The sequence below is a fragment of the Flavobacterium sp. HNIBRBA15423 genome (assembly GCF_052655965.1).
On the sequence record NZ_CP199751.1, the window covers coordinates 3,404,930 to 3,417,415 of the forward strand.

Annotated in this window: 13 protein-coding genes; 8 read left to right on the forward strand and 5 right to left on the reverse strand. The window is 28.8% G+C overall.

Annotation, left to right across the window (positions count from 1 at the left end):
- Positions 1 to 17 precede the first annotated feature (17 nt).
- The 4 genes from ACULEV_RS15230 to speD are packed head-to-tail and all read left to right on the forward strand — an operon-like array spanning position 18 to position 2,655.
- A complete protein-coding gene (locus tag ACULEV_RS15230) occupies positions 18 to 575 on the forward strand; it encodes a hypothetical protein (RefSeq protein ID WP_445455897.1) in 558 nt (185 codons plus the stop codon).
- A complete protein-coding gene (locus tag ACULEV_RS15235) occupies positions 538 to 1,713 on the forward strand; it encodes a glutathionylspermidine synthase family protein (protein WP_445455898.1) in 1,176 nt (391 codons plus the stop codon). Before ACULEV_RS15230 ends, ACULEV_RS15235 begins: the two co-directional genes overlap by 38 nt.
- Before the next feature lie 13 nt (positions 1,714 to 1,726).
- Positions 1,727 to 2,290: a hypothetical protein gene (locus ACULEV_RS15240; protein ID WP_445455899.1), complete on the forward strand. Its 564-nt coding sequence runs from the start codon at positions 1,727 to 1,729 to the stop codon at positions 2,288 to 2,290.
- Between the two features lie 14 nt (positions 2,291 to 2,304).
- Positions 2,305 to 2,655: an adenosylmethionine decarboxylase gene (gene speD / locus ACULEV_RS15245; protein ID WP_445455900.1), complete on the forward strand. Its 351-nt coding sequence runs from the start codon at positions 2,305 to 2,307 to the stop codon at positions 2,653 to 2,655.
- Between the two features lie 57 nt (positions 2,656 to 2,712).
- Here the strand turns inward: speD and ACULEV_RS15250 are convergent, their stop codons facing one another.
- From ACULEV_RS15250 to trmB, 3 genes are read right to left on the reverse strand one after another with little or no spacing between them, the layout of a single operon-like run.
- A complete protein-coding gene (locus ACULEV_RS15250) occupies positions 2,713 to 3,054 on the reverse strand; it encodes an MGMT family protein (protein WP_445455901.1) in 342 nt (113 codons plus the stop codon).
- Positions 3,055 to 3,056: 2 nt separating this feature from the next.
- Positions 3,057 to 3,683, reverse strand: a complete 627-nt coding sequence (locus tag ACULEV_RS15255) for a LysE family transporter (RefSeq protein WP_445455902.1) — start codon at positions 3,681 to 3,683, stop codon at positions 3,057 to 3,059.
- Between the two features lie 3 nt (positions 3,684 to 3,686).
- Positions 3,687 to 4,361 carry a tRNA (guanosine(46)-N7)-methyltransferase TrmB gene (gene trmB, locus ACULEV_RS15260; protein ID WP_445455903.1) on the reverse strand — a complete coding sequence of 225 codons (675 nt, stop codon included), beginning with the start codon at positions 4,359 to 4,361 and terminating at the stop codon, positions 3,687 to 3,689.
- Positions 4,362 to 4,527: 166 nt separating this feature from the next.
- Here trmB and ACULEV_RS15265 point away from each other — a divergent pair, with 166 nt between their 5' ends.
- Positions 4,528 to 5,349: a UDP-2,3-diacylglucosamine diphosphatase gene (locus ACULEV_RS15265; protein ID WP_445455904.1), complete on the forward strand. Its 822-nt coding sequence runs from the start codon at positions 4,528 to 4,530 to the stop codon at positions 5,347 to 5,349.
- Between the two features lie 12 nt (positions 5,350 to 5,361).
- On the forward strand, positions 5,362 to 6,408 hold the full coding sequence (locus ACULEV_RS15270) for a glycosyltransferase (RefSeq protein ID WP_445455905.1): 1,047 nt from the start codon (positions 5,362 to 5,364) through the stop codon (positions 6,406 to 6,408).
- Here ACULEV_RS15270 and ACULEV_RS15275 read toward each other — a convergent pair.
- Positions 6,391 to 7,431, reverse strand: a complete 1,041-nt coding sequence (locus ACULEV_RS15275) for a sensor histidine kinase (protein WP_445455906.1) — start codon at positions 7,429 to 7,431, stop codon at positions 6,391 to 6,393. The genes ACULEV_RS15270 and ACULEV_RS15275 overlap by 18 nt on opposite strands.
- Entirely contained in the window at positions 7,431 to 8,114 is a 684-nt protein-coding gene (locus ACULEV_RS15280) for a response regulator transcription factor (RefSeq protein ID WP_445455907.1), read from the reverse strand. The genes ACULEV_RS15275 and ACULEV_RS15280 overlap by 1 nt, the downstream gene beginning before the upstream one ends.
- Positions 8,115 to 8,289: 175 nt before the next feature.
- On the opposite strand from ACULEV_RS15280, the gene ACULEV_RS15285 reads away from it, so the two are divergent.
- Both ACULEV_RS15285 and ACULEV_RS15290 read left to right on the forward strand, forming a co-directional pair.
- On the forward strand, positions 8,290 to 11,073 hold the full coding sequence (locus ACULEV_RS15285) for an outer membrane beta-barrel protein (protein WP_445455908.1): 2,784 nt from the start codon (positions 8,290 to 8,292) through the stop codon (positions 11,071 to 11,073).
- A gap of 213 nt (positions 11,074 to 11,286) precedes the next feature.
- Positions 11,287 to 12,447, forward strand: coding sequence for a hypothetical protein (locus ACULEV_RS15290; RefSeq protein WP_445455909.1), 1,161 nt, complete (start codon positions 11,287 to 11,289; stop codon positions 12,445 to 12,447).
- The last annotated feature ends 39 nt before the right edge of the window (positions 12,448 to 12,486 follow it).

Here is a 12,486-nt window from a genome sequence, read left to right on the forward strand (position 1 = left end):
GTATTAAAAAATCAAAGATGAAAAAAAATTATGTAAATGTTTCAACTTTATTAAAAAAAATAGCACTTTTAGGTCTTGTTGTTTCAGCACTCACTCTTCATAGTTGTGGAAATGATGGAAACCCAAGAATTAAAGATTCTAAAGAAAAAACCATCAAAGAATCAACTAAAGGTGTTATCACTGAAGTAGAAGAAATCGAACCTGGTGACGACTATAAAATCATTGATGAAAAAATCATTGATGAAAAAGAAAAATCTGTAGCCATTGTTCATCGATTAGATGGTAAAATTGATACTTTATCATTACGTAAATTAAAAACAGATTCTGAATATCGTTCTAGTCATAGTAGCCTTAGAAATGTATTGGCTTTCTCATTAGCAGCTTCATATTTTAATAGAAATTTATCTAATACAACTCCTAACTCCAGTTATTATAAAGACCAAAACGCTTTTAATAAATCTACAGGTTTAAAAAATAACCTAACAAGTTCTGCAACCTCTAGAAGAGTACATATCCCTGGTAAATCATCATCTGGATATGGTTCTGGTAAATCATTCAGGTCATATGGAGGATAGTCGATTTAAAGAAATCAAATCGTTTAAAAAGAAAGAACTATCACCTCAACTTCAATGGTTTGCAGGTAAAGATTATTTTTCTGAAGAATTATTTGGTTTTTATTCTTCCGAAATTGAACACCTTAAACATCTCTCCAAAGAAGCTTTCTCTCTTTTTGAACAAGCAACTAATAAGATTATAAAAGAAAAACAATTAGATTATTTAGGCATTCCTACTTTTTTCCATAAAACGATTGAAGAAACTTGGCAAAATAGATCTGATAATCCATTTTTATATGGTCGATTTGACATTAATGGTGGTTTGGATCACAAAGAAGCAAAGATAATCGAATTTAATGCAGACACTTGTAGTACTTTACCTGAAACCATTTATTGGCAACAAACTCAGCTAAAAGAATTGCCAGAAATGAAAGAACAGTTCAACACCTTAACTAATGATATAGAGCTTATTCTTGAAACTATCAAATCTAAAATTAATTTTGAAACTCCTTATTTTTTAGCTTCTTCTTTTGGACACAAAGAAGATCAATTAAATTGTAACACTATACTTGATATAGCTTCAAAGAAAGGTTTTAAATGCTTTTATACCGATTTAGAAAATGTTACTTTTTCAGAAGATGAAGGCATATTTTATGAAATTGGTGGAGAATTTCAACCTATTGATGTTTGGTTTAAAATGATCCCTTGGGATTGGATTTTTAATGAAGAACCAGAGCTAGCTAAAACCTTAGCATCAATTATTGAAAGAAAGTTGGTAGTTATCTTAAATCCTCCTTATACTGCAATTTGGCAAAACAAGAAATTCTTGACTTATATTACTAAATATTTTCCTAATAATTGTATTGCTGAGACTTATTTAAATTCAACACAATTAAATGGCTATGTAACAAAACCCATTTATGGAAGATTGGGTGAAAATATAAAAATTGTAAACAATGATGAATTAGAATCTACAGGAGATTATGCTTTTCAAGAAAAAGTCTTTCAAAAATATTATCAATTGCCTTTTGATAGTGAATTATATTTTTATCAAATAGGATTATTTTTTACTGATAAACCATCTGCTTTAAATTTAAGAGCTCAAGATTCAAAAATAATAACAGATGATTGCGAATTTATGTCACACTACATCATTTAATAAATATCAAAATATGAAAAATTTAATTTTTATAACCCTATTAACCTTAACCTTAGGGTCATGCTCTTCTAATGTTGACTTAGCAATCGACAATCCTTCTTCTGAAGCTATTATAGTGAAAATTGATACATTATTAGTGGAAGTTCCAGCAAAAGAAGTTGTATGGGTTGAAATGGGGAAAGGAGAACACCAAGTTACTCTTGAAAATGATAGCATCGTCAAATTTGATTTTCAACAAGAAGCATATATGTTAAACCCAACATTAAGCGAATATATCATGATGGAAGAATATTATGGAAGTCCCGCTTTTCAAAATTCAGCAGTTAGTACTATTCCAAATAAGAAAATAACTTTTTTAGGTATTGAGTTAGAGGGAAATTATGAAGTTGTTAAAAACTTAATTACTCCTGTAAAATGGGAATATGGACCTAGAGAAGTCTTACCAGAAATGATAGAAATAGAAGAAGGAGACAACTATACTTTACTTACAAAGTTATATGACACTTTAGAAATTCTAAATATGATGGGACAAGATACCTCTTCTTCAGATGAAGTCACAGAACCCCTTACAGAATAATACAACAGCAACTAATGATTGGACATCATACCATCTGGGATATTTATAATTGTACTTCTATAAAAATCAAGTTTGTAGAACCTATAAAAGAAATCCTAAATCAAATCGTTACTGAAATTCATCTAACTAAAGTCTCTGAATCTTATAAACAATTCGAACCATTTGGAGCTACTGGATTTATTTTATTAGAAGAAAGTCATATTAGTATACATACATGGCCTGAGCACAACTTCGTTGCTATAGACGTTTTTTCCTGTAGGGCATTTGATATTGATAAAATAAATTCCTTATTAAACTCTTATTTTGAAACAGATGAAATAAAAACCAAAGTAATCAAAAGAGGCTTAATTAATCAATTAAAATAAAAAAGAATCCGTTTCAATTTAATTTTGAAACGGATTCTTTTTATCATCAAAAAAATATCAGATTTCTATTTTTGGTTCCCAAAAATACTTTTCAAAATCAACTATTTGATTATCTATCACTTTTATTCCTTCATTTTCAAGTAATTGTTGCATTAAATTTGTTCCTTCAAAATGATGTTTTCCAGAAAGTAAACCTTTCCTATTTACAACTCTATGAGCAGGAACATCTTCCATATCGTGACTAGCGTTCATGGCATAACCAACCATTCTTGCAGAGCGTGTAGCTCCAATAGCTTTTGCAATAGCTCCATAAGATGTTACTTTCCCTTCTGGTATTAAACGAGCTATTTCATACACACGTTCAAAAAAATTATCCTTATTTGTTTCTTTTTTTATCATATTTATGAAGAAACCATTTTGTATATAGATGAAATTGCAACAATTCCTGTAATTGCAGCAATAATAAAATTAATGTTATTAATTAAGAAACCTACCTTATGCTCAATTTTCTTAAATAATGTTGCATAAATATAAAACACTAATAGTGTTCCTAAACCAGCTCCTAAAATGAAAAACAAATTAGATGCTGTTGAAAAATCAAAGATGCTTTTTGAAGATAATGTTAAGCTTGCAAACACATAATAGGGAATAGCAAACATATTCAAAGAAGAAAGCATTACTCCATAAAAAAATCGGTTTTTTTTACTTTTAATTTCAACATCTTCTTTTGGTTTTTTAGTTCTAATACCATTGTATATAAAAAAAAATGTCAGCACTATAAAAATGACTACTGCAAACTTTTTTAAATTTTCACTTACTACTGGGTGGCTGTCTAAAAATTTAGCAAAATAAAGTCCTAAAAAGCACTGTATAAGAACAATTAAACCAGCTCCATAACCGAATAAAAGACCTATTTTTTTGCTTTCATTTACACTTAGCTTTGCAACCATCATGTTCAGCATACCTGGTGGAATTATTCCAACAAAAGCAATTAAAAACCCTAACAGTAATGAGATTAAGTATTCCATTTATTATTTAATCTTAAATTGAATGTAGGTAATAGGTTTATTTTGTTCTAAATATTGACTTTCATAAAACGTTTGAATTTTTATAACTTCATCTGGAGCACCTTCATTCTTGTACACATTATGATTAGCATAAAGCACTTCGTGACCTTCACCATGCAAAAGACCTAAAGTATAGCCATGCATGAATTCGCTATCTGTTTTTAAATGCATTAAACCATTTGGCTTTAATATCTTTTTATACCGTTGCAAGAACTCAGTATTAGTCATTCTATGCTTTGTACGCTTATATTTAATTTGTGGATCAGGAAATGTTATCCATATTTCATCTACTTCATTTTCAGCAAAACAATGCTCTATAAGCTCAATTTGAGTTCTTAAAAAACATACATTTTTCATTCCTGATTCAATTGCTGTTTTAGCACCTCTCCAAAATCGTGCCCCTTTTATATCAATTCCTATGAAATTTTTATTTGGATATTTTTCAGCCAAACCAACTGAATACTCTCCTTTACCACATCCTAATTCTAAGACAATTGGTTTATCATTTTTAAAAAAATCAGTATTCCATTTTCCTTTTAAAGAAAATCCATCAGAGACTACTTCCTCTCTTGTAGGTTGAAATACATTTGTAAAAGTTTCGTTTTCCTTAAATCGCTTCTGTTTATTTTTGCTTCCCACTTTGATAATTTAATTTTTGGTAAAATTAATGAAATAAAGTTTTGATAATGATTGATTAACCTTAATTAAAGTTAAATTTTATTTTTTTGTAAGATATTTATTTTGTTGATACTCACTTTAAAGTATTTTGATTCAATATAATAAATAGTGTTTTTATTGTTATAAAATGAAAAAAAGAAAAGTAGAAGTAGTTGTTATTTCAGACGTTCATCTAGGAACTTATGGTTGTCATGCTAAAGAATTATTAGAATATCTATCTTCAATTAAACCAAAAACACTAATTTTAAATGGAGACATTATAGATATATGGCAATTTAGAAAATCCTATTTCCCAGCAAATCATCTCAAAGTAATAAAAAAAATAATCTCATTAAGTTCTAATGGAACAAAAGTATATTACTTAACGGGTAATCATGATGAATTTTTAAGAAAATTTACCGATTTGCATCTAGGAAACTTACATTTATTAAATAAATTAGTTCTTGAATTAGATGGGCAAAAAGCTTGGATTTTTCATGGTGATGTTTTTGATTCTTCAATTACCCATGCCAAATGGTTAGCTAAATTAGGAGGTTGGGGATATGATTTATTAATTTTAATTAATCGTTTTTTAAATTGGATATTAGTAAAATTAAACCGTGAGCCTTATTCTCTTTCAAAAAAAATTAAGAATAATGTAAAATCGGCTGTTAAATTTATAACTAACTTTGAAAATGTATGTACCGAACTAGCTATTGAAAATAATTATGAGTATGTAATTTGTGGTCATATACATGAGCCTAAAATAGAAACAATAACAAACTTAAAAGGATCTACAATTTATCTTAATTCAGGAGATTGGATAGAAAACCTAACCTCTTTAGAATACAATAAGAAAAAATGGAGCCTTTATAAATATAAGCCTGAGGTTGAACACCATAATGATGATTTATATTTTGATTATGAAAATCAATTAGCTGAACAATTTATATCTATACTAAAAAAATAATTTTAAAATCAAATGTCAAAAAAAATTCTTGTTGCCCCTCTTAATTGGGGATTAGGTCATGCCACAAGATGCATTCCTATTATAAAAGCACTAGAAAAAAATAATTTTGAGCCAATTATTGCTTCAGATGGAGTAGCACTTGAATTATTAAGAAAAGAATTTCCACATTTGATTAGCATCATGTTACCATCCTACAATGTTACTTATGCAGAAAAAGGCAAGAATTTTAAAATAAAGTTGATTTCTCAAATTCCTGATATCATAAAAGCAATAAATCAAGAAAAAAAAGTTACTAAAAACCTTATTGAAAAATATAAAATTGAAGGAATTATTTCAGACAATAGATTAGGTGTTTTTTCAAAAGAAGTACCATCTGTTTTTATAACACATCAATTAACTGTTTTAACAGGGAACACTACTTGGTTTACCACAAAATTGCATCATCATTTTGTAAAAAAATTCACAGAATGTTGGGTACCAGATAAAGAAAAAAGCCCTAATCTCTCTGGCAATTTAGGTCACTTAGAAGAACCATTTAAAAATATTAAATACATAGGTCCACTTAGTAGACTTTATAAAAAAACGAAATCTAAAAAATACGAATTAATGATTATTCTTTCTGGTCCGGAACCTCAAAGAACATTATTAGAAGAAAAATTAATTAGTGAATTAAAAAAATATCCAGAAAAGACACTTTTTATAAAAGGCATCATTGAAAAAGAGCAAAAAGTAATTGAAGAAAACAATATTACTTACTACAATTTTATGAATAGTGAACAAATTGAAACCGCTTTTAATGAAAGTGATAAAATTCTATCACGATCTGGTTATACAACAGTTATGGATTTAGCTCAACTTGGCAAAAAAGCCTTTTTTATTCCTACACCTGGACAATATGAACAAGAATATTTAGCCAAAAAATTCAAAAAAGAAGGTATTGCTCCTTGTTGCAAACAAGAAGATTTTGAAATGTCGAAATTAAATAAAATTGATATGTATAGAGGATTTAGCAATTATACAACCGATGTTAGTTGGAAAAAACTATTTAGTCTTTTCTAAAGTAAAAGAAAACTCAGAACCAATTCCAAACTGACTTTCCACATAGATTTTCTCTTTATGCCCTTCTATAATGTGTTTCACAATTGCAAGACCTAAACCAGAACCTCCTTCACTACGAGCTCCACTTTTATCTACTCTATAAAATCGTTCAAAAAGTCTTGAAATGTGTTGTTTTTCAATTCCTTCACCATTATCTGTAACTCTTATTATTACCTTATTATTAACTAAATCTTCAATACTAACTTCTGTAGTTCCTCCTTGCTTTCCATATTTAATGGAGTTCATTACTAAATTAGTAACTACTTGTTGAATCTTTTCCTGATCGGCAATAACTTTAATAGGTTTATACTTAGCATCAAAAGTTAAAGAAATATTCTTTTTAGAAGCTCTCATTTCAAGTAATTCAAACACATTTTGAATTACATCTACGATATTAAATTCTGAGAGCTCTAAATTTATATCACCAACTTCTAATTTAGTAATCATATCTAAATCTTTCACGATATAAATCAATCTTTCGACTCCTTTTTCAGCTCTTTGTAAGTATTTCTTTCGAATATTTTTATCATCCATAGCACCATCTAGCAATGTTAATAAATACCCTTGAACTGTAAATAATGGTGTTTTTAATTCATGTGATACATTTCCCAAAAATTCTCTTCGATATTCTTCACGAATTTTCAAAGTTTCAATTTCTAATTTTTTATCTCTTGCAAATTTCTGTACTTCTCTAGTAAGTGTAGCCATATCTGTAGTTACTGGCTGATTTCGGAAAGATGTGTTTTCTAAAAGAGAAACATCGTCATATATTTTTTTAACTCTCCTGTAAATAAATCGTTCAACTCTATACTGCAATACAAAAAATGAGAAAATATATACTATACTAGCAAATCCTAATACAAATAAAGGATTGCTTTTTAGAAAAAAATAATTAAACAGAAATAATACTCCAGAAGAAAAAAGAGTAATATAGGTAGCTGACTTAACAGCAAACTTATATGATTTTTTAAAATTGATTACCATTAAAACTCTACCTTATAACCTACTCCTTTAATCGTTTTAAAGAAATCATCCCCTATTTTTTCTCTTAACTTACGAATATGAACATCGATTGTTCTTCCTCCTACCACTACTTCATTACCCCAAACTTTATCTAAGATTTCTTCTCTTGTAAAAACTTTTCCAGGTTTAGTAGCTAATAAATAAAAGAGTTCAAATTCTTTTCTAGGAAGAACAATTTCTTCATCCTGACGAATGATTTTATATTCTTCTCTATTAATTTCAATATTACCTAAACGCAAAGTATCAGAAGCATCTGAATCATCCTTTAGTCTTCTTAAAAGTGCTTTTACTTTACTAACTAAAATTTTTGGCTTAATTGGTTTTGCAATATAATCATCAGCGCCAGCATCAAAACCTGCTACCTGAGAATAATCTTCAGAGCGTGCTGTTAAAAAAGTAATTATTGTGTTTTCTAATTCTGGGAATTTTCTAATATTTTCACAAGCTTCAATACCATCCATTTCAGGCATCATAACATCCATAATAATTAAATGCGGAAGTTCTTTCTTTGCTTTAGCTACAGCCTCTTTACCATTAGTAGCAGTAACAATTTGGTATCCTTCTTGAGACAAATTATACCCTACAATTTCTAAGATATCTGGTTCATCGTCAACTAATAATATCTTAATTTCTTTTTTTTTCATAAAAAATTTTCTTCTTTCTTAGTTGTAAAGGTAAAGATAATATAAAAAGATTCAAGCTCTTAACAATTATTTAATGAGTTTACATTTACTTAACTTTATAGAAACATTTTTATAATTTCCAAGTAACAGTCTAGTAACTTAGTTGGAGTTCCTTTGCACAAAATTCAACAACACGATGAAACTAAAATTTTTATTAGGCTTTTTATTTTTAACTACGTTAACATTTTCACAGAACGGAACAGTAAGCGGAGTTATTACTGACAAAGAATACAACAACGAACCATTACCTTTTGCTAACGTCCTTATTAAGGGAACAACAATAGGAACATCTACTGATGACAATGGTAAATACAGTTTATCTGTAAAACCAGGAAACTATGTTTTAGAAATAGGATACTTAGGCTACGAAACTAAAGAAATTCCATTCACAATAAAAGCTGGGGAGAAAAAAGTTATCAATTATACTTTAGCAGCTAGTGGAGTACAACTAGCTGATGTGGTTATTACTCATACAGTTAGTAAAGAAACTGAAGCTGCTGTTTTACAAGACATTCAAAAGGCTGTAGAAATTAAACAAGCTATTGGTGCACAAGAAATGTCAAGAAAAGGAATCAGCGATGTAGAAGAAGGATTAACTAAAGTTACCAATATTTCTAAAGTTGAATCCAGAGGACTTTTTGTGCGTGGTCTAGAAGATAGATACAATAATCTTTTGATTAATGGTTTACAAGCTCCATCTAACAGTCCTTTCAAAAAAATTATTCCTTTGGATTTATTCCCTACGGATATTGTTGGTGTTTTAAATGTTTACAAAACTTTTAACCCAAATATTCCAGGTGACTTTGCAGGAGCAATGATTGATATTGAAACCTCTGAATCAACAAAACCTGAAACAAAATTATCAATAGGGTTTGGATATACAACTATGAATAATGGTGAAGAGTTTTTAATCTCTTCTGATGCAAATACAACCCAAGGTACTTTAGGATTAATTAAAAACGATAGAGAATTGCCTAGTGTTTTTGGTTCAGTACCTAATGGTTATCAAATGACATCTACTGAATATAAAAACTCACACAACAAAAACTCTTGGAATGTTGATCAATCATCAAGCCCAATAAATTCAAGCATAGGATTTTACCACTCAGATAAATTCAGTTTTGAGAATGGCAATAAATTTAGTTATTTAATGTCGTTAAATGCTGATAACAAATATTCGATAAGAAAAGGAGTAGACAGAACATTTAATCAAGGACAAGGTAATTATGACAAGAATCTAAATAGAGAAGATTATAAATACAACACTTCAAATTCTGCCTTAATTAACTTAAAATACAAAGCGGATAGAGGATATATTTCTGTAAATTCATTTTATCTTCGCTCTACTGAAAGTTTAATAACAGATGGATTAGGATACTTGAACAGTTTAGAAAACAATCCAAATTTTAAAATAAGATTAAATCAATTTGAACAATCAGATTATTTTAACAATCAGATTTTATTAGGTTATGACTTAACAAAATCAGGAAATCACAGTATAAAAGCTGGTGGTTCATTTGTAAAAACAAATTATGAACAACCAGATAGAAAAACAATTGTAGGTACAATGGTTGATGATCAAAATATTGATATTTCTTATGGAGGAAATAACCTCAATCGACAATATTTAAAAATCAAAGGCAACTATTATATGTCAGGTTTATTAGAATATAATTGGAAATTTGGACAATTAGAAGACGAAAAACAAAATAAACTATCAGTTGGAGTTAACTCTTTCAGAAACAATATTTCATCAACATATAGACTATTAGCCGGCAGAAATCTAATTCCTACTCAGTTTATTACAGAACTAAACACAATTGATGATGTAATCAATGAAGATGTATCAAACGGAATAGTTGCTTTTAGAGAGGAATCAAATGCAGATTATAAAGTAAAGTTAGATCAATTTGTAAATGCTGGTTATTTTAATTTATTTTGGAATTTTGGAAAAAAAATTGAGTTAAATGCAGGCTTAAGAGCAGAAAACACAACAAGAGAAATAAAGTTTAGACCAATTTCAGCATCAATTGATGATCCATATTCAAAAGACTCAAATGACAAACTAGATTTATTACCTTCTGCAAATGTCAAATATTCTTTAAATGACCAAAGCAATATTCGTTTTGCTTTATCAAAAACTATTGTTCGTCCTGTAACAATGGAATTATTACCTATTCAGTTTGTTAATCCAGATGCTACTGTAGAATTAGGAAATCCAAATTTAAAAAATTCAGAATCATATAATTTGGATTTAAAGTATGAAATGTTTACCGATAAAAATGAAATGTTTGCAGTTGGTTTATTTGGAAAACAAATCAATAACCCAATAGAAAGAATTTTTATTCCAACAGCAAGTAGTGGAGGTCAAATTACAACTTATAGTAATTCGGAACAAGCAACGCTATTTGGAGCAGAACTTGAATTTATATTACAGTTATCAAGAATAAGTAATCAATTAGATAATTTTTCAATAGGATTTAATACTTCTTTAATGAAAACTGATGTTAAAGTTAATAAACTTGTAAATACATTAGAAAATAGTAATAGTAGAAGCTTACAAGGTGCATCAGAATGGTTAATCAATGCCGATTTGAAATATGAATTTGAACTTTCTAAAGATTTAAAAAACTCAATGTCTTTAGTATATGGAGTATATGGAGATCGAATATATGCAGTTGGAACTGCAGGACTTGATCATATTTATGAAAAACCTTTCAATAAATTAGATTTTGTTTGGTCAAGTCAAATTAGTGAAAAGTTATCCGGAAAATTTTCTGTAGACAACATTTTAAATCCATCATATAGATATGAATTAGGAGATAAAAGTACTGTAAACATTGTTGAAGACTCATTAATAATGAGAGAATACAAAAAAGGTGTAGGCTTCTCTTTGGGCTTAACTTATAGTTTTAAATAGAACTAAAAATCCTTCAATAAATTGCAAAAAAATATTTGATTCTTAAATTTTTGATAATACGAAACGAAGCGCTTCAATAGTTTTGAAACGCTTCGTTTTTTATTTACTTTAAATTAACAAACATTAAATTACTTAATCATTTGATAATTTATGAATAACAATAAGTAAATCTCTTGAATATACCTTTGTTTCAAATTATTAAACTACATAACAATGAAAAAATTACTATTTAGTGCTGCCTTATTAAGCTTAATTTTCACAGGTTGCTCAACTGATGATGATGAAACACCAAATAACGGTCCTGTTACTGGAGAAATAACTGGAGATATAACAACAAATAAAAGTTTACCAACAGGAAATTATACTTTAAAAGGAATTGTTAAAGTTAAAAATGGAGCAAAATTAACTATTGCTGCAGGTTCAAAGATTACAGCAGACGCAACAAATGGAGTTGATGCATTAGTAGCAGAAAACGGAGGTCAATTAGAACTTATAGGTACAGCAGCTGAGCCAATTGTATTAACAGAGATTTCTCAAACTCCAGGATCTTGGGGTGGAATTATAATATATGGTGATGCGCCTATCGTTGGTGCAAGTGGAGTTACCTCTGCTATTTCAGAAGATGGACTAAATTTATCTTATGGAGGAAGCAACCCTACTCATAATGGAGGAACTTTAAAATATGTAAGAGTTGAATTTGCTGGTAAAAAAATCACTGATGGAACAGGAGAAATGAATGGTTTTTCTTTTTACTCTGTTGGTTCTGGAACAACTTTAGACCACTTAGTTTCTTATAAAGGTGCTGATGACGGTTATGAATTTTATGGTGGTACAGTAAGTGCAACAAATTTAATTTCATATGGAAATTATGATGACTCTTTTGACTGGCAAGATGGATGGAAAGGTCAAAACAATTCTAACTGGTATGCATATCAAACTGTAACTGGAAATTTTGGAATGGAAATTGAAGCAAAATCAGTTAATAATGATTTTTGGCCAGTTGTTTCAAATATTACTTTAAAAAGAGCTGCAGGTACTTTAACAGAAAATGCTTCTGTTGAGTATGATGCCATTCAATTTAAAAAAGAAGGTAATGGAGATTTTTCTAATATTTTAATTGAAGGCTATAATGATGCTAATGGAGTTGCTATAAGAATTCAAGATGCAAATACAAACACTAATCAAGTTAATGGTAATAAAATTAAATTAACTGATGTAAAAATTGTTGGTTCAACTACTCAAACTGGCTCAGGGTCTTCTTCTTTCACAGTTGCTTTCCCATCTGGTCAATTGACTACTTCAACAACTTCTGCTGGTGCATCTTTAACTACTGGAGCTTGGAGTACTGTTAATGGAGCTAGTTTAATTCAATAATAAATATTCTTCAATTAACGCTTTCTAAAATAATAGAAA

What these genes read in the sequence shown, in the direction of transcription:
- speD (WP_445455900.1), top strand. Translation starts at nt 2,305, where the DNA reads ATGATTGGACATCATACCATCTGGGATATTTATAATTGTACTTCTATA.
- ACULEV_RS15265 (WP_445455904.1), top strand. Translation starts at nt 4,528, where the DNA reads ATGAAAAAAAGAAAAGTAGAAGTAGTTGTTATTTCAGACGTTCATCTA.
- ACULEV_RS15255 (WP_445455902.1), bottom strand. Translation starts at nt 3,683, where the DNA reads ATGGAATACTTAATCTCATTACTGTTAGGGTTTTTAATTGCTTTTGTT.
- ACULEV_RS15270 (WP_445455905.1), top strand. Translation starts at nt 5,362, where the DNA reads ATGTCAAAAAAAATTCTTGTTGCCCCTCTTAATTGGGGATTAGGTCAT.
- ACULEV_RS15280 (WP_445455907.1), bottom strand. Translation starts at nt 8,114, where the DNA reads ATGAAAAAAAAAGAAATTAAGATATTATTAGTTGACGATGAACCAGAT.
- ACULEV_RS15250 (WP_445455901.1), bottom strand. Translation starts at nt 3,054, where the DNA reads ATGATAAAAAAAGAAACAAATAAGGATAATTTTTTTGAACGTGTGTAT.
- ACULEV_RS15285 (WP_445455908.1), top strand. Translation starts at nt 8,290, where the DNA reads ATGAAACTAAAATTTTTATTAGGCTTTTTATTTTTAACTACGTTAACA.
- ACULEV_RS15230 (WP_445455897.1), top strand. Translation starts at nt 18, where the DNA reads ATGAAAAAAAATTATGTAAATGTTTCAACTTTATTAAAAAAAATAGCA.
- ACULEV_RS15275 (WP_445455906.1), bottom strand. Translation starts at nt 7,431, where the DNA reads ATGGTAATCAATTTTAAAAAATCATATAAGTTTGCTGTTAAGTCAGCT.
- ACULEV_RS15290 (WP_445455909.1), top strand. Translation starts at nt 11,287, where the DNA reads ATGAAAAAATTACTATTTAGTGCTGCCTTATTAAGCTTAATTTTCACA.
- ACULEV_RS15240 (WP_445455899.1), top strand. Translation starts at nt 1,727, where the DNA reads ATGAAAAATTTAATTTTTATAACCCTATTAACCTTAACCTTAGGGTCA.
- ACULEV_RS15235 (WP_445455898.1), top strand. Translation starts at nt 538, where the DNA reads ATGGTTCTGGTAAATCATTCAGGTCATATGGAGGATAGTCGATTTAAA.